The sequence below is a fragment of the Brevibacillus choshinensis genome, assembly GCF_001420695.1.
GTDB classification, from domain to species: domain Bacteria; phylum Bacillota; class Bacilli; order Brevibacillales; family Brevibacillaceae; genus Brevibacillus; species Brevibacillus choshinensis.
On sequence record NZ_LJJB01000013.1, the window covers coordinates 1640880 to 1661471 of the forward strand.

The 20592-nt window shown below is 50.5% G+C and carries 14 protein-coding genes, 15 tRNA genes and 2 riboswitches; all 29 genes read right to left on the reverse strand.

Features of this window, described 5'->3' with window-relative positions; translation table 11 throughout:
* Window positions 1-33: 33 nt before the first annotated feature.
* Window positions 34-1050, reverse strand: a complete 1017-nt coding sequence (locus AN963_RS28225; protein ID WP_055747788.1) for a sensor histidine kinase — start codon at window positions 1048-1050, stop codon at window positions 34-36.
* The gene (locus AN963_RS28230; RefSeq protein WP_055747789.1) at window positions 1047-1745 is read right to left on the reverse strand and encodes a response regulator transcription factor; all 699 of its coding nucleotides are present in this window, start codon (window positions 1743-1745) and stop codon (window positions 1047-1049) included. The genes AN963_RS28225 and AN963_RS28230 overlap by 4 nt, the downstream gene beginning before the upstream one ends.
* Window positions 1746-1931: 186 nt before the next feature.
* Entirely contained in the window at window positions 1932-2450 is a 519-nt protein-coding gene (locus AN963_RS28235) for an RNA polymerase sigma factor (protein ID WP_055747790.1), read from the reverse strand.
* A gap of 362 nt (window positions 2451-2812) precedes the next feature.
* Window positions 2813-4108, reverse strand: a complete 1296-nt coding sequence (gene purB / locus AN963_RS28240; protein WP_055747791.1) for an adenylosuccinate lyase — start codon at window positions 4106-4108, stop codon at window positions 2813-2815.
* Window positions 4105-5268, reverse strand: coding sequence for a 5-(carboxyamino)imidazole ribonucleotide synthase (gene purK, locus AN963_RS28245; protein ID WP_055747792.1), 1164 nt, complete (start codon window positions 5266-5268; stop codon window positions 4105-4107). Before purK ends, purB begins: the two co-directional genes overlap by 4 nt.
* The gene (purE, locus tag AN963_RS28250) at window positions 5265-5753 is read right to left on the reverse strand and encodes a 5-(carboxyamino)imidazole ribonucleotide mutase (RefSeq protein WP_055747793.1); all 489 of its coding nucleotides are present in this window, start codon (window positions 5751-5753) and stop codon (window positions 5265-5267) included. Before purE ends, purK begins: the two co-directional genes overlap by 4 nt.
* A 180-nt stretch (window positions 5754-5933) precedes the next feature.
* Window positions 5934-7472, reverse strand: a complete 1539-nt coding sequence (locus tag AN963_RS28255) for a M1 family metallopeptidase (protein ID WP_055747794.1) — start codon at window positions 7470-7472, stop codon at window positions 5934-5936.
* Between the two features lie 20 nt (window positions 7473-7492).
* Window positions 7493-9025 (reverse strand): M1 family metallopeptidase, encoded by a 1533-nt coding sequence (locus tag AN963_RS28260; RefSeq protein ID WP_055747795.1) that lies wholly within the window; start codon window positions 9023-9025, stop codon window positions 7493-7495.
* Window positions 9026-9072: 47 nt separating this feature from the next.
* Window positions 9073-10380, reverse strand: a complete 1308-nt coding sequence (locus AN963_RS28265) for a histidine--tRNA ligase (protein ID WP_055747796.1) — start codon at window positions 10378-10380, stop codon at window positions 9073-9075.
* A gap of 342 nt (window positions 10381-10722) precedes the next feature.
* On the reverse strand, window positions 10723-12096 hold the full coding sequence (locus AN963_RS28270) for an NCS2 family permease (RefSeq protein ID WP_055747797.1): 1374 nt from the start codon (window positions 12094-12096) through the stop codon (window positions 10723-10725).
* A 120-nt stretch (window positions 12097-12216) separates the two neighbouring features.
* Window positions 12217-12318, reverse strand: a riboswitch (purine riboswitch).
* 134 nt (window positions 12319-12452) lie between these two features.
* Complete coding sequence (guaA, locus tag AN963_RS28275; protein ID WP_055747919.1) at window positions 12453-13991, reverse strand: glutamine-hydrolyzing GMP synthase; 1539 nt, start codon at window positions 13989-13991, stop codon at window positions 12453-12455.
* Window positions 13992-14188: 197 nt separating this feature from the next.
* Window positions 14189-14291, reverse strand: a riboswitch (purine riboswitch).
* A gap of 20 nt (window positions 14292-14311) precedes the next feature.
* Complete coding sequence (locus tag AN963_RS28280) at window positions 14312-16546, reverse strand: DUF4129 domain-containing transglutaminase family protein (protein ID WP_055747798.1); 2235 nt, start codon at window positions 16544-16546, stop codon at window positions 14312-14314.
* A 4-nt stretch (window positions 16547-16550) separates the two neighbouring features.
* Window positions 16551-17756: a DUF58 domain-containing protein gene (locus AN963_RS28285; RefSeq protein ID WP_055747799.1), complete on the reverse strand. Its 1206-nt coding sequence runs from the start codon at window positions 17754-17756 to the stop codon at window positions 16551-16553.
* 14 nt (window positions 17757-17770) lie between these two features.
* Window positions 17771-18724, reverse strand: a complete 954-nt coding sequence (locus AN963_RS28290) for an AAA family ATPase (RefSeq protein ID WP_055747800.1) — start codon at window positions 18722-18724, stop codon at window positions 17771-17773.
* Window positions 18725-18948: 224 nt separating this feature from the next.
* Window positions 18949-19025 (reverse strand) — tRNA-Arg (locus AN963_RS28295).
* Between the two features lie 6 nt (window positions 19026-19031).
* Window positions 19032-19107, reverse strand: a tRNA-Gly gene (locus tag AN963_RS28300).
* Window positions 19108-19158: 51 nt separating this feature from the next.
* A tRNA-Leu gene (locus AN963_RS28305) sits at window positions 19159-19240 on the reverse strand.
* Window positions 19241-19312: 72 nt separating this feature from the next.
* Window positions 19313-19388: transfer RNA gene (locus AN963_RS28310), tRNA-Lys, on the reverse strand.
* A 4-nt stretch (window positions 19389-19392) separates the two neighbouring features.
* A tRNA-Gln gene (locus AN963_RS28315) sits at window positions 19393-19467 on the reverse strand.
* Between the two features lie 8 nt (window positions 19468-19475).
* A tRNA-Thr gene (locus AN963_RS28320) sits at window positions 19476-19551 on the reverse strand.
* A 12-nt stretch (window positions 19552-19563) separates the two neighbouring features.
* Window positions 19564-19639, reverse strand: a tRNA-Phe gene (locus tag AN963_RS28325).
* Between the two features lie 38 nt (window positions 19640-19677).
* Window positions 19678-19754 (reverse strand) — tRNA-Asp (locus AN963_RS28330).
* A 75-nt stretch (window positions 19755-19829) separates the two neighbouring features.
* Window positions 19830-19906 (reverse strand) — tRNA-Met (locus AN963_RS28335).
* Between the two features lie 30 nt (window positions 19907-19936).
* A tRNA-Val gene (locus AN963_RS28340) sits at window positions 19937-20012 on the reverse strand.
* Window positions 20013-20019: 7 nt separating this feature from the next.
* Window positions 20020-20096 (reverse strand) — tRNA-Glu (locus AN963_RS28345).
* A 19-nt stretch (window positions 20097-20115) separates the two neighbouring features.
* A tRNA-Leu gene (locus AN963_RS28350) sits at window positions 20116-20200 on the reverse strand.
* 9 nt (window positions 20201-20209) lie between these two features.
* Window positions 20210-20286: transfer RNA gene (locus AN963_RS28355), tRNA-Met, on the reverse strand.
* A gap of 26 nt (window positions 20287-20312) precedes the next feature.
* Window positions 20313-20403, reverse strand: a tRNA-Ser gene (locus AN963_RS28360).
* Between the two features lie 5 nt (window positions 20404-20408).
* A tRNA-Asn gene (locus tag AN963_RS28365) sits at window positions 20409-20484 on the reverse strand.
* Window positions 20485-20592: the final 108 nt, after the last annotated feature.

Below are 20592 nucleotides of genomic sequence, written 5' to 3' on the forward strand. Positions count from 1 at the left end.
CTATACGGAAGCGCACTTCGTACCGCCATCGAATTAACTTTCAGCTTTCTTACGATCTTGTAAGGTTGGGAGCACAGCGGACATAATCACCCGTACCGTCGTTCCTACACCTACTTCAGATTCCAGTTCTACCCCGTGATGCAAGCGACCACAAATTTCTTTGACCAAGTACAGACCCATTCCCGTTGATTCCGGGTATTTGCGCCCATTTTCCCCTGTAAAATACGGCTGAAACACACGTCGGATGTCCTCCAGGGGTATCCCGATCCCGTAATCCTGTACTTCTAGGGCGACGTTCGGACCTAGCTCATAAGCACGGATCGTCACCTTGTTGCTTTTGCCCGCTGAATAGCGCACGGCATTGGTCAACATCTGGGTTAAGACAAAGGACAGCCATTTATCGTCTGACTCCACCCGCCACTGCCCGTCCACCTTTAGCTCGGGATACACCTGATTACGGATGAACAGTCTCTTGTTTTCCGCGAGTACATTTTGTGCCAAGCTGTGGAGTGTCACCGGTTCTACGAGGAAGTCCTGCTCAAAGCGATCCAGCCGGGCGATGTACAGGACGGTTTCCAGCCCTCGCTTGATTCGATCGACTTCTTCCCGGACACTTTCTGCCGTCGGATCGTCTTCATTTTGCAGCAATAAATGAATGACGGAGATAGGGGTCTTCATCTGGTGAACCCACTGCTGGATGAACGTCGTGTAGTCGCGTTGCTTATTTTCATACGCATGCAGTTGTTCCTTGTACAGCCGATAATGCTCGAGAAAGGTCTCATCGAGTGCACGACATATTGCCGCATTGCCGTGCGTCTGCGTCAGCTCTTCCAGCGATTGTACCGGATTGCTCAGACGCTGGTAGATCGACCGGTGCGTCAAATAACGCACTACCATAAATGCCCCTGCAAAAAAAACCGACAGGAACACAGCATAAATCATTAGCGATTCGTTCCAATAACCATCCAGCGCAATGATGAGCAAAAGCAAAATGAGCTGAACGAGAAAAAAAACAGCAAAGGCCCATTGATCTCGGAGAAACAGCTTCATTGCCCGTCCTCCCAGACAGCCTTCAAGCGATAGCCTGAGCCACGCACCGTCTCTACAGCACCCTCTAGCCCCATATCCTTCAGCTTTCCGCGCACGCGCGTAATGTAGACGTTCAATGTGTTCTCATCCACAAACTGCTCGTCCCAGAGCTTTTCCAAGAGACGCTCACGACTGACGACGCGCGGATATTGGTTCATCAGCGCTTCCAGCAGCAGCGCTTCCTTTTTGCTCAGCTCGACCTTGTTCTCGTGGATGGATAGCTCCATTCGTTCCAGAAACAGCTTGAGGCCAGCTACCTCGACAGTCCGCTCCCCTTCCTGAGGTGCGTACAAGCCATAGGCGCGCCGAAGCTGACTGCGGATTTTTGCCATGACCACATCGTAGTCAAACGGCTTGGTAATGTAGTCATCCGCCCCGTTTTCCAGCGCCATCACCTGATCCATCTTGCTATCCCTGGCTGAGATGAACAGGATCGGGCAATTGGATTCCTGGCGCATTTGACGGCACCAGTAGAACCCATCGAATTTAGGCAAATTCACATCGAGCAAAACCAGATCCGGATGCACCTCTGTAAATACGTCCATGACCCGGTCAAAATGCTCGACATTCACTGTATGATAACCATATTTTTCCAACTGACTCTGCAGTAATTGATTGATTTTAGGATCGTCCTCTACGATCATAATGGTCGACATCGGTTGTAACTCCCTTCATTCCTAAGTCTTGCTTTCGTTCCCCCCTATACTATACCTTAGAAAAACTGGGCTTGTCGCCCAGTCCAATAGCGAAAGCCCTAAGTTTTTCTTATACTTTCATCCTTTGTCGCGCCAGCGATCTTAAACCCACTGAAAGTAAAAAAAAGGATGGACCTGTTGTCCATCCTAAGCTTGGGCCGCCTTCATCATCTGCTGGAGCTTTTTGATTCCGCGGAAATGAAGGATTTTCACCGATGCTTCCGTTTTTCCCAAGATCTCAGCAATTTCATTCATTCTCAGGTCAGCCAGATACCGGAGCTGAATCACGTTGCGCTGATCAGCCGTCAAGGTATGTACCTTTTGCCACAATACATCCGTTGATTCTTGCGTCATGAGACACTCCTCCGGCAGATCATCTGTTGCCTTCATAGCGGAAAACGTCTCCTGATCGACCGGGCATTCCCGCTTCTTGCGCATGTAGTCGATCAATGCGTTGTGGGCAATGCGGAAAATCCACGCTCCGAACGGGTGGCGACCATCGTATTGCTCCAGCTTGGAGTATACCTTGATGAACACCGTCGTAGTCAGATCCTCGACATCCCAGACGTTTTTGACGCGATAGCGAAAATAGCGATATATTTTGGCGGAGTATTCTTCGTAAATTTGCTGATGATTCAATTGTGGATATAAGAGTGCGGTATTCATTATCGATCTCCCATTTCATGATCCGTATGAGTTGATTTCATTGTAAAGGGGATCTGAAGTGGGAACTATCGAGTTAACTTTCAGGAACCTTACACTTTTGTAAGTTTTTCATGCTGTAGTCGTAATCCATCCCCACTGCTCCCTCTTCGGACAAGTCCATCATAGCAATCCGATGTGGCAGGAACTCGTAAAGAATGTGGAAAGGTGTGAGAAAAGAACGCGACATCTTTTCCTGTTTGGACACTCAGCCGCCACAAACAAAGAAACCGCCAGGAAGCATTCCTGACGGTACTTTGCTAGTGAAGTGTATCGAAAGCTCGGCTAAAGTTACCGGGCAGTCTTTCAAGCTCGTAAGGTTCTTCTTACAGCAACCCAAGACGTTGGAAAATGGTATCCACATGCTTGAGGTGATAGCGATAGTCGAAGCATTCGTCCAGCTCTTCTTTGCTCAAGGTAGAGCTGACAGTCGGATCCTCGTCTACGATCGCGCGGAAAGAACGTTGCTCTTCCCATGCTTGCATCGCACGCGGTTGTACCGTGTCGTACGCTTGCTCGCGGCTCATGCCTTTTTCGATCAGCTTCAGCATCACTTGCTGAGAATAGATCAGGCCAAAAGTACGATCCATGTTGCGCTTCATGTTCTCTGGGAATACAGTCAGGTTTTTCACGATGTTCATGAAACGGCGCAGCATGTAGTTCAGTGCTTGCGTCGCATCCGGCAAGATTACGCGCTCTGCCGAGGAGTGGGAAATATCGCGCTCATGCCACAGCGACACGTTTTCATACGAAGTCAGCATGTGCCCACGAATCACGCGAGCCAGACCGGTGATGTTCTCGCTGCCGATTGGGTTGCGCTTGTGCGGCATTGCGGAGGAACCTTTTTGTCCCTTGGCAAATGCTTCTTCCACTTCACGCATTTCGCTCTTTTGCAGACCGCGGATTTCTGTTGCGAATTTCTCTAGGGAAGTCGCGATCAACGCCAGCGTAGCCATATACTCGGCATGACGGTCACGCTGCAGGGTTTGGGTAGAAATCGGAGCTGCAGACAGACCCAGCTTTTCACACACATACGCTTCTACGAACGGATCGATATTGGCGTAGGTACCTACAGCACCAGAAATTTTCCCGAATGCCACTTCTTTTTTCGCTGCACGGAAACGAGCGAGGTTGCGCTTCATTTCTTCATGCCACAGAGCCAGCTTCAGGCCAAAAGTAGTCGGCTCAGCGTGTACCCCGTGAGTACGTCCCATGCATACGGTATCTTTGTGCTCACGAGCTTTTTCAGCCAGGATCGCGATGAAATCCTCGATGTCTTTTTCCAGAATTTCATTGGCTTGGCGCAACAGATAAGATAGAGCCGTATCTACCACGTCTGTGGAAGTCAATCCGTAGTGTACCCACTTCTTCTCTTCTCCCAAAGTCTCCGATACCGCACGGGTAAATGCCACGACGTCATGGCGAGTCTCTTCTTCGATCTCATAAATGCGTTTGATATCAAAAGTCGCTTTGTCCCATAGCTTGTTCACGTCTTCCTCAGGAATAACTCCCAGCTTGGACCATGCTTCGCAGGCGAGGATTTCCACTTCCAGCCACGCTTGAAATTTGTTTTGTTCTGTCCAGATGGCGCGCATTTCTGGTCGGGAATAACGTTCGATCATGATTGTACCTCCGTTTTATTCGTCCATATTTGTAGCTGCTCGATAGTTGCGAGCGCTTCATCCACAGTGGGAGCCAACACGTTGATGTGGCCCATTTTCCGCTTCACTTTGCTTTCGGCTTTGCCGTACAAATGCAGCTTGGCAGAGCTAGGCAGACGATCGATCCCATCTAGAACCGGCTGAAGATGCTCTCCCAAAATATTAACCATCACGACCGGCGAGAGCAACTCTGTTGATCCCAAAGGCAGGTTGCATACGGCACGGACGTGCTGCTCAAACTGCGAAGTGACACAAGCATCCATCGTATAATGTCCCGAGTTGTGTGGGCGTGGCGCTAATTCGTTCACGTACAATTGTCCGTCTGCGGTCAAAAACATTTCGACTGCGATCAGGCCGATCACATCCAGTTTTTCCACTACGGTACGAGCTATTTCTTCAGCGCGTGCTTTTACGTCTTCGCTCACTCGCGCAGGTACGATGCTCAGGTGCAGGATGTTGTCCTGATGGACGTTCTCCGAGGTCGGGAATACGGCCAGCTCACCAGCAGGATTCCGGGCGGCGATGACGGACAGCTCCAGTTGAAAAGGAACGAATTGCTCCACGATCAGCTCCGTGCCTGCCTTTGCCAACGTTTCGTACGCTTCTGCCAGCTCTGACTCACATTTGAGGACCCATTGACCTTTGCCATCGTAGCCGCCGGTCGCCGTTTTCATGACTGCAGGCAAGCCCAGGTTACGCACGGCTGTCTGCAAATCTTCCAAGCTCGCTACCACGTGGAAAGGAGCAACTGGGATTCCGATTTCACGGATGGCTGTCTTTTCCCGAATGCGGTTCTGCGTGATACGCAACAAACGACTTCCCTGTGGCACGTACGCTTGACTTTCCAATACTTCAGCCACTTGGGCATCTACATTCTCAAATTCATACGAAATCACATCGCTGACGGCTGCCAGCTGCATGGCTGCATCTACATCATCATAATTGGCCACGATTTGACGATCGGCCGTCTGACCACAAGGTGCGTCCTCTGTAGGGTCCATGGTGACAAAGCGATAGCCCATAGCTCGTCCAGCGAGAGCGATCATCCGTCCCAGCTGTCCACCACCTAAAATGCCGATAGTCGATCCAGGCTTGATCTGCTTGTTGGTTGTGTTTGTCATTCCAGTTCACTAGCCTCCAGCACTTTATTCCGAACCGCATCCCGTCTGGAGACAAAGCGCTCCTGAATATCCGGATATTTGATCCCCAGAATCTGTGCTGCCAGCAGTCCGGCATTGATGGCACCTGCTTTACCGATCGCTACAGTAGCCACAGGCACTCCACCTGGCATTTGGACAATGGAGAGAAGAGAATCCAGGCCGTTCAGGTTGGAGGACTTCACCGGCACACCGATCACAGGCAGTTCCGTCTTGGCTGCTACCATTCCAGGCAGATGAGCCGCTCCGCCCGCTCCTGCAATGATCACTTCCAGGCCGCGGTCCTTCGCGCTCTGCGCGTACTCGAACATCAAGTCTGGAGTGCGGTGCGCGGACACCACTTTCTTTTCATATGGTACTTGCAGCTCATCCAAGATCGCGCAAGCTTCCTTCATCGTTTCCCAATCAGACGTGCTGCCCATTATGACACCTGCTAACGGTTTGGCCATGGCACCCTTCGCCCCCTATGTCAGTATCATCAGAAGAAAACCCAACCGACTAACGGCATGTAGAGCCGTAATCATCGCCTGGGCTATTCGAACTCATTTCTTTCAACTTCCTCAGTGTAGCAGGGAGAAGTTTTGCCTGTCAACCTTGTATCCGAACATTATAAAAAGAGATTGATGGCATTATTCGTGTTTACCCTTTTGCATCCATGTTTCAGCTGCATCTGCTTGCTCCAGCTTGAGCTTCAACCAAAAGTCGATAAAAGGAGTAGCGTCGGCACCAGCAGCATGGGATAGCAAATCGATGATTTCCTTGCCATCTGCCTGCGCATACTGGTTGTCATGAACGTATTTTCGCAAGAGATGGTGGAGTTGATCTGTCCCCCAGCTTTCGCGGAGTGTCCACCACATAGCTGCTCCTCGCCCGTAGACGAGATCGGTATAGCTTTTCCAGGTCGGAAATTGAGCGACAGGCTGCCATACATGTAAACCTTGTGCAGCGTACTCCGCAGAAGTCTTTGATTGCCTGAGGCGTAGCTGGATATAACCCCTAGCGCGATTGGGATCGACACTCTGTAAAAAGGCCATCGTTGCATAGTCGGTCAGGCTCTCGTCGATCCATGCCTCGCGCACCTCGTCATTGCCCACCAGTCCGTAGAACCATTGATGGGCCGTTTCATGAGCCACAATCGCGTCTGCGACCGGATCTGTCCTGCCGAAGTAATCATCCTGGATAAAGACGATGCTCGGGTACTCCATTCCCCCAAAAAAGCCACCCGTCTTGACCACATCGTACTCCTGATACGGATATCGCCCAAATTGTTCCCCGTAATAGTGCAACGAATGCATGGCGACTTGATGCAAACGATCTACAGCTGCTGGATCGTCTCCCTCTTGCGACCATGTACGCACAGCGACATCCCCTACCTTGCCAGTCAGCTGCCGGTACGTGTCGTCCATGATGACAAGTGCAAAATCACGAACATTCCATGCGTCCATCTCATAGATGGTTTGTCGCTGGGGACGCGTCTGTGTCATGACTGCGATGCTCTCTATTCCACTCGATGCCAGCTGATAGCCGTCTGCCAGCTGCACTCGCAGGTGGTAGTTAGCCATGTCGCTATAAAAAGGATCGCCAATGGCAGAGTATGGGTCCAGTCTCCAGCCATCCTCCCCTTTCACAGACAGGATCGGCAGCCAATTGCCCAGCCACATGGCATGGTCGTTGTAAGAAAGTCGACCGTTGTTAAAAGGAACCTGAAGGGCAAATCGCATCTCGACCTCCGTCTGATGCGCGGCAGATTTCCCGATTAACGGTACCTGGAGCAATGTATCCAGCTCCCCCTTCAGTTGGACAGGTACGCTTTGACCATCGACCCGCACTTCGGATATCTGGATGTTCCCCGGCTCTCGTTGCTTCCCGAGAACTTGTTCCCAGTTCTCCCCGCTCAGGTCTGCTTTGGCTTGGAACGCGTTTGGGTACAAATGAAAGTAGGCCTTGTCATCCTGGGGTGCAAAACGAACTGTCAATGTTCCGGTAACAACGTGAGTCTTCATATCTACCCGCACATCCGCACGATACGAAGCAGCGGCAGGAATTTGTTCCGGCGAAAACGTCTGGGCCTCATCAGCTCCTGCCTGTCCTACCCAAGATTTCACCCACAGAATACCGATCAGGACGATCCCTACCACTAGGCTACCGATCCAACCTTTTCGCCACACGGCGTTCCCCTGCCTTCAGCTTACTTCTCTACTTGACCTTCCTTTATAGGTTGCCCGAGATTCCTATGATTTTGACGCTGGCGCTCCAGCCATGCCGCTGCTTCTTCTTGTTTAGTCCCATCCAGCTTCAACCAGTAATCGAGAAAAGCGCTGGAATCCTCTCCTGCCGCCTCAGATAGAAGCGTTTTCCACGTCGCACCGCTGGCGATGCCAAAGCGATTGTCTTGCACATATTGACTCAAGACCTCGTGCAATCGGGCTTCTCCCCACACTTCTCGCAGCATCCACAGCATGGAAGTCGTGCGCGAGTAGACGAGAGCGCTATAGCTTTCATTGTCTGGGAATGCATGCAGGGTCTGCCACGGACGCAGCTTCTCCTCGGCATAAGAAGAAACGATCGTCCCATACTCCAAACGTCCCAGCACGCGACTCGCACCCAGTTTCGGATACTTGGCCGACAGGAAAGCGAGCGAAGCATATTCTGCAAGACCTTCATCCAGCCACGCCTCTTCGACTTGATTGTTGCCGATCAGCGCGTAAAACCATTGGTGAGCCGTTTCATGCACCGCCGTGATGATCCCGGTATTGCCCTCCTGCATAAAGTGACGACCGTCCAAAAACACGATAGACGGGTACTCCATTCCATTGATGCTTCCTCCAGTCCGGACAACGTCGTATTCCGTATACGGGTATCCCCCAAACTGACTATTGAAGTAACCGAGCGACTCTACGGCTGCTAGTTGGTTGCGCTCTGCCTGTCCCATGAAGTCTTCGTCTCGATACCACGTCCTGACTTCTGTATTACCTACCTTGTTTTCCAGAGAATGATAGGTGGAATCCATCACAACCATGGCAAAATCACGTACGTTCATCGCTTGCAGACGATAAGTCTTTTCTCCTCGTACCGAGCTGTCGACCGTTGCTGCCTTGTCAGTCGCTGTACTCGCCAGCTGATAGGAGGCTGGCAGAGTGACATTTACTTGATAATTTGCGTTCTCACTGAAAAAGGGATCTCCAATTGGCTCGTACGGATCGAGATGCCATCCCGCCTGATCATAGACAGCGAGGATCGGCAACCAATTCCCCAACCAGAGAGCGTGCTCGTCGTAGGACATCCTACCTTCGTTTTGAGGGAGTGTCATTTCAAAATCTAGCTTCAGCATGATTGGCTCTGATGTTTTTGCTTTACCCAGTGGCACTTCTAGTAGGTCTCCAGTCCTTTTCACAGAGACTGGTTTCCCTTGCACCGTGATTCTGTTACTATCATACGTTCCGAGCCCCACATGTTTGCCTAAAAGTTCGTCCCACAGCTTACCTTTATGCTCTTCTGTGAACGTGAGAGGGTAGAGATGCAGGTACGCTCGTGACGCATCCTTTGGCCAAAAGCGGATCTCGACACTCCCAGCTACCCGTTTTTCTGTCGGATCGATCCGGACATCTGCTTTGTACAGTGTAACAGGGGTCGTCGGTTCCTTCTTGTCAAAGGCACCCACTGGGACAGCAGTAGATAGGGATAACAGGGTACAAACCAGCAAAAAGAGCCAATTTCTCATGCGAACTCCCCCTTTTCTCCTATCGTACCGGAACTGGAAATAAAAGACTACTTGTTCGTGATCGCTTCCCGAATTCGCTGCTCAAGTGAATCGTGAGGCACTGTCTGCTCTGTGCCTTCTTTCATATCGCGCAAGACAACGTTCCCGCTCTCCACTTCGTTCTCCCCATAGATCAACACAAACGGGATTTGCTCTTTATTGGCGTAATCGAGTGCTTTTTTCAGCCTGCGTCCTGACAGCTCCAGCTCGGTCTTGATCCCCCAGCCACGTAGCCGATTGGCCAATCCCAGACTGAGCGCTTCTGTTCCTAATGGCACCACCAGCACATCCACAGATCGCTCATCATTCTCGATTGTACGCATCAACAGGGCGGTGAGGATCACATCGAGACCAAACGATATGCCGACGGCCGGATACTCTCTCCCATCCCCCAGAAACTGACCGATGATTTTATCGTATCGTCCGCCACTGCCAATGCTTGAGGTAATGCTTTGATCCTGTAAAAAGATCTCGTAAACCGTTCCCGTGTAAATGCCTAGCCCCCGTGCGAGGAAAGGAGTAAAGCGTACTTCTCCCGTCACGCCTGCCCCTTGTACATAGGCGAAAAACTGTTCGAGCTCCCGTATCCCCTGCTGCACCAACGATGATGAAAAACGTTCCGCAAGACTCGCCAGCGTCGTCTCTCCCTCCTGCAAAAAGGCGACGATAGCCGTGATCAGCGATTCCTCCACATCTCGCTCTCGCAAATCATCCCGCACGCCAGCTACTCCGATCTTTTCCAGTTTATCGAGCGAGAGCATGACATCCCCTGCCCGATCCTCAGGAATCCCCAGCTCCTGCAAAATGCCAGACAGCAGCTTGCGGTTATTTACCTCGATGTAGACGTCCAATCCCAGTCTCTCAAAAGCAGTAAAGGCCATACTGATCAACTCCGCCTCTGCCAACATGGAAGAGGAGCCGACGATGTCGACATCGCACTGGACAAACTCGCGAAATCTCCCCGGTTTGACAGGTCCATCGCGAAATACTTTTCCGATTTCATAGCGCTTGAATGGCAAACGCATTTCCGGGTTCATCCCGACAACCTTTGCCAACGGAACCGTCAGGTCGTAGCGCAGTGCCAGCTCCCGCTCCCCCTGGTCACTCAGTCGATATACTTCTTTCAGAATCTCCGCACCCCCGCCATACTTGGAGGCGAGCAGCTCGAAAACCGATAGCATGGGCGTCTCCAGAGGCTTGCATCCGTATGCTTCAAATACCTCCTCGAGTGTTCGACGTATGCGGTTGCGCACCATCTGTTCTTCTGGCATAAAATCTTTCGTTCCTTTTACATTTTTCAATACGCTGTTCTCCATGGTAAAGCACCCCTTCTTCGTTTGATTTTGAAATACAAAATAGCCATGCGCGGCGACAAGGTGCCCGCATGGCTTTCATTCACCACCGCAGGCACAAAGCACAAGAAGCGCTTGCACCTGCGGAAAAATTTCCGAAGATACAAACGCTCTAGCCGTGGTGATGCTGTTGAAGGAATACGTATTGACCGGTCAAAAGGACCATCCCCCAGAAAAGATTTTTCCTATCATACCGCAGAAGGCTATACCAATGCAAGACAGGTAGTGGCCTCTGGTGTCATTTCCGATCGCCCAACAAAAAACGGCTTCCGCCCAAAAGGCAGGAAGCCGTCAAACAAGTCGATTCTATTCGCGGAGCCAAATGAAGTAGGCCAGGAAGACGAAGAACAACACGTACATAGCCGGATGAACATCGCGTGCTTTCCCTTTCAGCACTTTGACAATCGGATACACGATAAAGCCGGAAGCCAGACCAGTCGCAATGCTGTAGGTCAAAGGCATCATCAGGATCGTCAGGAATGCAGGGAAAGCTTCGTCCATCTCATTCCAAGCGATTTGCGTGATGTGTGATGCCATCAGTACCCCTACCAGAATCAATGCAGGAGCAGTAACTGCCGGTGTGACGATCGCCAGAAGAGGCGAGAAGAACAGCGCTAGGATAAACATGACCCCAGTGACCAGTGCGGTAAATCCGGAACGTCCGCCTGCCGCTACCCCTGCAGTCGACTCAACATAAGCAGTGGTCGTAGAAGTACCCAATACAGCACCTGCCATACCCGCGATCGCATCAGACGAGAACGCGCTGCCCGGACGCGGAAGCTTGCCATCTTTCAACAGTCCAGCTTGGCTAGCAACACCCAGCAATGTTCCTGTAGCGTCAAAGAAGTCAACGAACAAGAAGGTCAGTACCACGATCAGCATCTTGACGCTGAATAGCGCAGAGAAATCGCCAAGGTACTGGAATGCAGCACCAAACGTAGGAGCCAAGCTCGGTGGAGCGGAGACCACTTTATCAGGAAGACCAACCAACCCAAAAATCATCCCAGCTACTGCTGTAACGACCATACCGATAAAGATCGCTGCATTTACTTTACGAGCCATCAGAACAACAGTGACAATCAGACCAAAAACAGCGAGCAATGCATTTTTCGCAGCCAGAATTTCCTCTGGCTTCATGCCTTCATGGTAAAAAGTAAAATGGCCGAGTGCCACAAAAGTCGCTTCATTAGCTACAACGATACCTGCATTCTTCAAACCGATAAAGGCGATAAACAATCCAATACCTGCAGATACTGCGTATTTCAATCCCTTTGGAATCGCGTTAATGATCGCCTCACGAACACCCGTCAGAGACAGGATGAGGAAGATCGTACATGAGAGGAATACCCCTGCCAGTGCTTGTTGCCAAGGAATCTGCATGGTCAACACAACGGTATAAGTAAAGAACGCATTCAATCCCATACCTGGCGCCTGTCCGATTGGCAAACGTCCGATAAACGCCATCAGCAAGGTACCGATTGCTGCTGCCAGCGCTGTTGCCGTAAATACCGCACCAAACTCAGGATAGTTTGCTTTCAGATCAGGTGGCAAATCAGCACCGCTGAGCATGAACGGATTCACTGCCAGAATGTATGCCATTGCCAAAAACGTGGTGATACCCGCGATGGTCTCGCGACGGTAGTTGGTGCCTAGTTTGTCAAACTCAAAATACTTGCGCACCGATATTTCCCCCCAAATTGTCGTTGTTATGGCAATAAAAAAGGCCGTAGCGTATTCCTACGCCTGGCCTTTAAACAAAACATTCCGGGAACAAATTCGATAATAATAACAATTGACGCATCCCGTTGACATTTTGTTCGTAGCCAGGTCGTTAATGGCGACCCCGTAGAAACTCTTGAGCCATATTCTCAAGAATATACGAACCTTCTTATATTACCTGTTCACATTCAGAAGTGTATCAGGTGACATATGGAATGTCAACGAAAATACGAACATTAATTTTTTACCACTGAATAACATCCGGAATTTAGTGATTAGTTACATTTGCTTGCTCAATTTTCGTCTTTTTAAGTGCTCTATTCCCACTCAATCGTTGCTGGTGGCTTGGAGGTCACATCATAGACGATACGGTTGACGTTATCTACTTCGTTTACGATACGCGTAGAAATTTTCTCGAGCACATCCCAAGGAATGCGAGCCCAGTCGGCAGTCATCCCATCGATCGAAGTTACTGCGCGAATTCCTACTGTATAGGAATACGTACGCACGTCACCCATAACCCCTACCGTAGTCATGTTCGGCAGAGCCGTAAAGTATTGCCAAATTTCCCGTTCAAGACCTGCTTTGGCGATTTCTTCACGAAGAATTGCATCAGATTCACGAACGATCTTCAATTTATCCTCGGTAACTTCACCCAAAACGCGAATACCCAATCCAGGACCTGGGAATGGTTGACGCCATACGATTTCATCTGGCAGTCCCAGCTCTGTACCCAGCTTGCGTACTTCGTCTTTAAACAGTGCTTTCAGGGGTTCGATCAGCTGGAATTTCATGTCTTCAGGCAATCCGCCCACATTGTGGTGGGATTTGATGGTTTGAGCTGTTGCCGTTCCGCTCTCCACAATATCCGTATACAACGTACCTTGCGCCAAGAAGTCCATGTCAGTCAGCTTGCTTGCCTCTTCATCAAATACGTAGATAAACTCGTTACCGATGATCTTACGTTTTTTCTCAGGATCGGACACGCCTTTGAGCTTGTTCAGGAAACGCTCGCGAGCATCGATTTTGATGACTTTCATGTGGAACTGGTTGCCAAACGTCTCCATGACGCTCTCTGCTTCGCCCAGACGCAAGAGACCGTGATCGACGAACATGCAAGTCAGCTGATCGCCGATTGCCTTGTGAATCAACGCAGCAACAACAGAGGAATCCACCCCGCCGCTCAACGCGCACAGTACTTGTTTGTTCCCTACTGTTTCACGGATATGTTTGACTTCGTCTTCGATAAAGGTTGTCATGCTCCAGTTTGCTTCGCATTCGCAAATATTGAACAGGAAGTTTGCGATAAACTCCGTACCTTTTACCGTATGGCGAACTTCTGGATGAAATTGTACACCGTACAGATTGCGATCAGGATTGCTGATTGCCGCTACGGGACAGCTGTCGCTCACTGCGTCTACGCGGAATCCAGTAGGGAGCTCGACTACTTTATCGGAGTGGCTCATCCACACGATTTCGTTTGCATCCCATTTTTCATACAGGTTGTGCGCTTCTTGCAGACGCAATTCTGCTTTACCGTACTCGCGTTTGCCTGCGCGCTCTACTTTCCCGTCCAGCATGTGGCTCATGAGCTGCATTCCGTAGCAAATACCCAAGACTGGCAAGCCCAGTTCAAAGATAGCCGGATCTACTTTTGGTGCTCCTTCTTCATATACGCTTGCAGGTCCACCGGAGAAAATAATCCCCTTAGGATTCAGCGCCTTGATTTTTTCCACGGACGTATTGTAAGGCAGCAGTTCGCTGTAAACGCCCAGATCGCGAACACGACGCGCGATCAGTTGATTGTACTGGCCTCCGAAATCAAGTACGACAACCATTTCCAATGACTTGTCCATCATATCCCCCTTCTCCTGCAAAGCACAGGACTCGCAAGTACCGGCGCCCTTGGCAACCGGCGTAAAATATCCGCTTCTCTCGGATGAGTGGCACGCAATTGTCGCATATTTGCAAAAAAACCGGGACTGTTACCTCCGAAAATTGATACGGAGGCAGCGTCCCAGCTTGTGTACACATGTGCGGTTGCATGTACAGAAATCCGAAGTGCTCACCTCGTAGTCGCCCAATTTACGGTTGAGCGGTAGAAACTTTCAGGCCATATTCCTGATCATTATACGAGACTCATTGATCGTCATTCTAGCAGATGACACGCCTTTGTTCAAGGCTTCAGTTGACGGATCAATCGCTCAATCAATTGCTCTGCCACTGTGCGCGCCTTTTGCTCCATATCCTTATAACCGTAAATCACGCGCTCATACAACTCTGTTAGATAGCGCAAATCCTGTCGCTTGTCTCCCGGTATAGAGATTCTCCCCACATATTCCCGCAAGGTCTCACCCTTTTGGCGGCGCGAATAGACACTCTCCATCATGCGCATCAGCAGGTTGTAGCGCACGTTGTACTCCGTGCTACGCTCGTTTTTCATCTGCCTGCGCAGCCACCATACATTGAGGTCTTGCCTGCGCTTCCACGCCATGAATCCACCGACAGCAAGTAGCGCAACGATTCCTGCATTTACCTGCCATGGGATCGAGAAGCCTCTGCCTGAAGCAGTGCCTCCTTCTTCCAGATCATCGAGGCGTCCATCTCCACGATCTGGTGTGGTCACATTCCCCAAATCCGGCAATGGAATGGGAACCTGTGGTTGAGAAGTCTGCAGGTCATACTTGAAACGGACAGGAGACATAAACGTGCTGGTCGCTTCAAAAGGTACCCATCCATGGTTCGGGAAGTACACCTCTACCCAAGAATGAGCGTCCTTGTTCCGAACTTCCATGATTTGATTCCCTTGATCGTCCTGCCCGACTCGCTCGCCCGGAGCAAATCCTTTTACCCATCGTGTCGGGATGTCGATCGAACGAAGCATTACAGCCATTGCGGTAGAAAAATGGTCGCAATAACCACGGTAGCTATCAAACAGGAAGTGGTCCACGAAGTCCTGACCGTCTTGCGGGACAGGAACATCTTTCGTTTCATACTTATATTTTCCACTGGAGCGCAAGTAATTCTCGATCGCTCGCACTTTTTCATAAGGTGTCTTTGCATTCTTTGTCACCGATTCCGCCAGTTCCTTGACTCTGGGTGGAAGGCTGGCTGGCAGTTGTAAATACCGATCCGTGATCTCTTTCGGGTACCTAGTCCCCGCTTCGGTCACTGCCTTTTCACTGACAATCGGCGCTTCTGCTTCTATCTGATACTGATTCAGCTTCAGCAGTAATGTATTGGGTCCTGTTACTGGCTGCTTCCCATTATTCGTCGTCTGCAGCAATTTGATCTGGCCTGCCCGCACTTCCAGCTGCTGATTCATCTTGTCATATACGACAGTAGCATTGGGCGGCCGGTAATTACTCACCTTGTTCAACTGGCCCGGATAAAAGATGGTGGCAAACTGCTGGGGACCTTTGAATTCCAAGGAAGCGTTGACCTTCTTCGTCTCAAAGCTCGTAAACAGTTCATCTTTCCATTCGTATTTTTCTGGATCAAGGATGGATTCATACTCACGGATCCCTTTTTCCCAGCCGACTCCGGTGTAGAGATCCTTGGCATCCCCGCGCCAATAGCTCTCTTCATTGGTAATCCCTCTAAACACGAGTGTATCGTCTTGCATAAAAGGACCGCCGAGTCGTTCGTCGTTGTTGTCGTAGCCTACCTTCTTCATGGCCCCAACTGGAGCTCCCTGATTTTGCCCCGTAAAAAACGCGATTGGATCCGGCCAGCTCGCATCCTTTTTCGGGGCGCTATAGGCTATGCCGACACTCACGGCAATAATCAAAACCGGCGCAATCAGCGTACGTAATGCGATCCAGCTCCGATTTCCAGCCAGCGTAGCGTGCTTCGTCATGGTCGTCATATGACTGACCGCGAGCAGCAAGAAGCCGTAGATCAAGGTGCGGATGATCCCGCCATCCCCTTCGTAAGGCAAAAACGTATCGAGCACGGCCAGATACAGCTCAGTCAATACGACAAACCAGAGGCCCTGACGCTGCTCGAGCACCAAATAGGTGATCATTGACAGCAAGACCATGAGTAACAGGTCAAAAAAGGCATTCCGTGATACGGGCGACATTGAGCCCCAATCCTGATGAAAGGCAAGCGGAATGTCCCGCAAGATCTGTGCAGATAGCTCCTTCAACCACTCCGTTCCAAACAGTGGGTAATCAAACAGAGTCGTGTGCAGGAGAACTAGGATGACGAGCAGCTTGACGGGTAATGTCAGCCACCGATACGGCACCAGCTGGTCAATAATCAGGACACTTGCGGCAATCACGAGAAATGGCCAGAGAATCCCAGTATCCGTCAGCTCCTGCAGAGGAATCAGCCACTCTCGTAACATCAGGAAAAGCAATAGGGCAGAGACCCACTCCAGCAGATTGGGACGTTTCCATACACGCATGAGTCTACGCACCCCCTATCCGTTTCCACTCGTCGTTATCGATGTGAATCGCTGTACATGACACCTTGCTGGCAGTCAATAACTGCAATGCTTTACGCTGCTCCGGAGAAAGCGATGTCTCAGCATGTATAAGGAACAGCTGGATTCGTCTCCCTTTTTGGGAAAGGGCAAGCAAGCGTACCAGCAGCTCTTTCTCCACGCAGGGTGTCACCATGATCAACGTCACGCCCTGAGGCTGCTCTAATGCTTCCCGACCTACGACACGCGAGAAGGAGTCCTCCCCCTTTGGCATGACACGAGCTAGTTGGTCAAAGACATGTAGAAAATGCGTGTGTGAAATGGCAGGTGGGATAGAGATTCGTTCGTTTTGTTTGTACACCAGTCCGTAATGGTACAAATTGCGGTTGGCATAAGCAATCAGGCTCGCAGTCAACTTTACGGCCGTTTCAAATAAGTTCTCAGGCAGCTTCTGATAGCTCGCCTTTTCAACATCCAGGAAAAATACCGCCTGATTCATCGCCTGATGCTCAAATTCCTTTGTTTTCAGACCTGTCCCTCTCGCAGACGCTCGCCAATGAATCTGGCTGAGACGATCACCGCGATGGTATTCCCTCACTCCTCGAACAGCCGCTACATCATCAGATCGTCGATGGGACACATGCACATTTCCGCTAAAGCTTCCATCGCCCAATGCCCAGTGCTCGATCGTCTGATAGGTAGGATAGACGAGAAGCTCATGTGACAACGTAAACACTTTTCGCCTTTCGATAAAGCCAAAGAAGTCTCCACCGATCACGACGCAGTCACCCAATCGATAGTAGCCGCGTGGTAGATTGGGTATGACGTAGCGAAACTCAACTTCCCGTTTAAACCACGGGAAAACAAGCTGTCGATGCGGCTCATACACGCCTGCCAATCGATCCGGCAACGGCTCCAAAACCATGTTCCAGCCGAAAGGAAACCAGAAACGCCGACGCAACCGTATCGTTACGATCACGTCATCGCCATCCTGCAGACGATTGCGGTCAATTTCCCGCACCACTTCCAGGCTCGAGAACAGTAGGAAGTACGTGAGCAATTCATACGCCAAAAAGACTAGGCTACTATAAAACAAAAACCAGCTCGCAAACCCGCCCTGAAATTTAGCAAAAACATACGTGAGCAAGACCAGTCCGATTACTTTGACTTTGCCCCATCTTTGTTGTCTCATCCGCAGTCACCGCCTCAGCTGACCGGCACGCGAGTTTCAGACAAAATCACTGTCAGAACCCGATCAACGGTCGCTCCTTCCAGACGTGCTTCTGGCTTCACGATCATCCGGTGAGCAAAGGTGACTGGGACCAGTTCTTTCACGTCGTCTGGAATGACATAATCCCGTCCACGGACGAAAGCCAATGCCTGCACAGCTCGATAGAGAGCGAGAGCTCCCCGAGGACTCACTCCAAGGTAAATGTGATGATGGTCACGGGTCCGGTGGCATAGACGCACAATGTACTCCCTGATCCCATCGGACACTTTCACCGCTGAGACTTGTTGCTGGAGTTGTCTCAATTCTTCTGCAGTCATGACAGGCTCCAATTGCTCCATAGGATTCGCATCTGAAAAACGAGTCAGCATGCGCATCTCTTCTTCCACGCTCGGATATCCCAAACTCAATTGCATGAGAAAGCGGTCCAGCTGTGCCTCTGGCAACGGGAATGTCCCTTCATACTCCAACGGGTTTTGCGTCGCCATGACAAAGAACGGATCCTCTAATCGATAAGTCACGCCATCTACGGTCACCGAACGCTCTTCCATCGCCTCCAGCAGGGCCGATTGTGTCTTTGGTGAGGTCCGGTTGATTTCATCCGCCAAAATGACGTTTGCAAACAATGGCCCCTGGCGGAATTCGAATTCGAGACTCTTTTGATTGAAAATCGCTACCCCGGTAACATCCGTCGGCAACAGGTCAGGCGTAAATTGGATTCGTTTAAAGACTCCGCCAATCGATTTGGCCAATGCACGTACAAGCATGGTCTTACCCACACCAGGTACATCCTCCAAGAGTACGTGTCCATTCGCCAAAACGGCAGACACCATCAATTCGATCACAGAACGCTTTCCAATTAAAACTTTTTGTATATTGTTAATTAGATTCGTTACAGCAGGATGCGTATTTTCCACCTTTATTGGGTTCATGTTGATACAACTCCTGTTTCTTTGGATTCTTCAGTCAGGTTTGTAACAGCCACTCCTACGCGGTTTACCCCCTGTATCACATAAATAGAGAGCATCCTAATCCTAAAGTAATGGATGCGTTTGGGAGATACAAGGAAAAAATACTTAAAATTTGTAAAATTGTTCGCTCATGATACAAAAAAGAGTAGGAGAATGTCCTACTCTTCGATTTCATATGAAAGAAATGGCGTGCCCTGAGAGATTCGAACTCCCGACCTTTTGATTCGTAGTCAAACGCTCTATCCAGCTGAGCTAAGGGCACAAAATATGGAGCGGACGAAGGGTCTCGAACCCTCGACCTTCGCCTTGGCAAGGCGACGCTCTACCAATTGAGCTACGTCCGCATGATCATGATAAAAGGTTTGCTCTGGCTGCAAACCTTTTCTGTTAAGATATGGTGCGGGTGAAGGGACTTGAACCCCCACGGTTGCCCGCCAGAACCTAAATCTGGTGCGTCTGCCATTCCGCCACACCCGCATTGTACAAAAAACAGAAAAGGCTACGGTATTACTACCGTGCTGCATACAGCTTATTTCATTAAGTAAAAACTGGTGAGCCATGAAGGACTCGAACCTTCGACCCTCTGATTAAAAGTCAGATGCTCTACCAACTGAGCTAATGGCTCCCAATGGCTGGGGTACTAGGATTTGAACCTAGGAATGACGGAGTCAAAGTCCGTTGCCTTACCGCTTGGCTATACCCCAATAATGGGTGGTGCCGGCAATAGGACTTGAACCCACAACCCCCTGATTACAAGTCAGGTGCTCTACCAATTGAGCTATACCGGCACATTATAAAAGTGGTGGCTCGGGACGGAATCGAACCGCCGACACGAGGATTTTCAGTCCTCTGCTCTACCGACTGAGCTACCGAGCCTCACGATAATTTTTTTCCACCATCATCTAGATAGAAAATGGCGGAGCTGACGGGACTCGAACCCGCGACCTCCGGTGTGACAGACCGGCGTGAACTCCAACTTCACCACAGCTCCATATTTGGTTGCACCCTACGGGTACTCCATTCCTTCTCAACTCGATGTATCACGAGGAAGTACAAGGAAGAAATTTGGTTGCGGGAGCAGGATTTGAACCTGCGACCTTCGGGTTATGAGCCCGACGAGCTACCGAGCTGCTCCATCCCGCGACAGGGACCTATTCGGTCAATTAATAGAAGTGGTGGAGGCTGACGGGATCGAACCGCCGACCCTCTGCTTGTAAGGCAGATGCTCTCCCAGCTGAGCTAAGCCTCCGTAATTATGGTGACCCGTAGGGGATTCGAACCCCTGTATGACAGCGTGAAAGGCTGCTGTGTTAAACCGCTTCACCAACGGGCCAGGTAAGGTAATACTATTATGGTGCGGTCGGCGAGACTCGAACTCGCACGGGTCGCCCCGCCACCCCCTCAAGATGGTGTGTCTGCCAATTCCACCACGACCGCAACTCAGGATGGTAGCGGCGGAGGGAATCGAACCCCCGACCTTTCGGGTATGAACCGAACGCTCTAACCAGCTGAGCTACACCGCCAAATTGATATGCTATTAAAAAATATATGGCGGAGAGTGAGGGATTCGAACCCTCGCTACGCTTGCGCATACTAACGGTTTAGCAAACCGTCCCCTTCGGCCTCTTGGGTAACTCTCCATATATGGCTCCTCGGGACGGACTCGAACCGCCGACCGATCGGTTAACAGCCGATTGCTCTACCAACTGAGCTACCGAGGAACGTTTGAAGGTCGTACCTTCAAAACTGGATCTGCATGATTGCTAAGAGTGTGGATAAGTCCTCGACCGATTAGTATTCGTCAGCTCCACGTGTTGCCACGCTTCCAC

Coding starts and splice junctions, on each gene's coding strand:
- guaA (WP_055747919.1), bottom strand. CDS start 13,991: ATGGACAAGTCATTGGAAATGGTTGTCGTACTTGATTTCGGAGGCCAG.
- purK (WP_055747792.1), bottom strand. CDS start 5,268: ATGACAAACACAACCAACAAGCAGATCAAGCCTGGATCGACTATCGGC.
- AN963_RS28265 (WP_055747796.1), bottom strand. CDS start 10,380: ATGGAGAACAGCGTATTGAAAAATGTAAAAGGAACGAAAGATTTTATG.
- AN963_RS28260 (WP_055747795.1), bottom strand. CDS start 9,025: ATGAGAAATTGGCTCTTTTTGCTGGTTTGTACCCTGTTATCCCTATCT.
- AN963_RS28230 (WP_055747789.1), bottom strand. CDS start 1,745: ATGTCGACCATTATGATCGTAGAGGACGATCCTAAAATCAATCAATTA.
- AN963_RS28285 (WP_055747799.1), bottom strand. CDS start 17,756: ATGAGACAACAAAGATGGGGCAAAGTCAAAGTAATCGGACTGGTCTTG.
- purB (WP_055747791.1), bottom strand. CDS start 4,108: ATGATCGAACGTTATTCCCGACCAGAAATGCGCGCCATCTGGACAGAA.
- AN963_RS28290 (WP_055747800.1), bottom strand. CDS start 18,724: ATGAACCCAATAAAGGTGGAAAATACGCATCCTGCTGTAACGAATCTA.
- AN963_RS28225 (WP_055747788.1), bottom strand. CDS start 1,050: ATGAAGCTGTTTCTCCGAGATCAATGGGCCTTTGCTGTTTTTTTTCTC.
- AN963_RS28280 (WP_055747798.1), bottom strand. CDS start 16,546: ATGCGTGTATGGAAACGTCCCAATCTGCTGGAGTGGGTCTCTGCCCTA.
- purE (WP_055747793.1), bottom strand. CDS start 5,753: ATGGCCAAACCGTTAGCAGGTGTCATAATGGGCAGCACGTCTGATTGG.
- AN963_RS28235 (WP_055747790.1), bottom strand. CDS start 2,450: ATGAATACCGCACTCTTATATCCACAATTGAATCATCAGCAAATTTAC.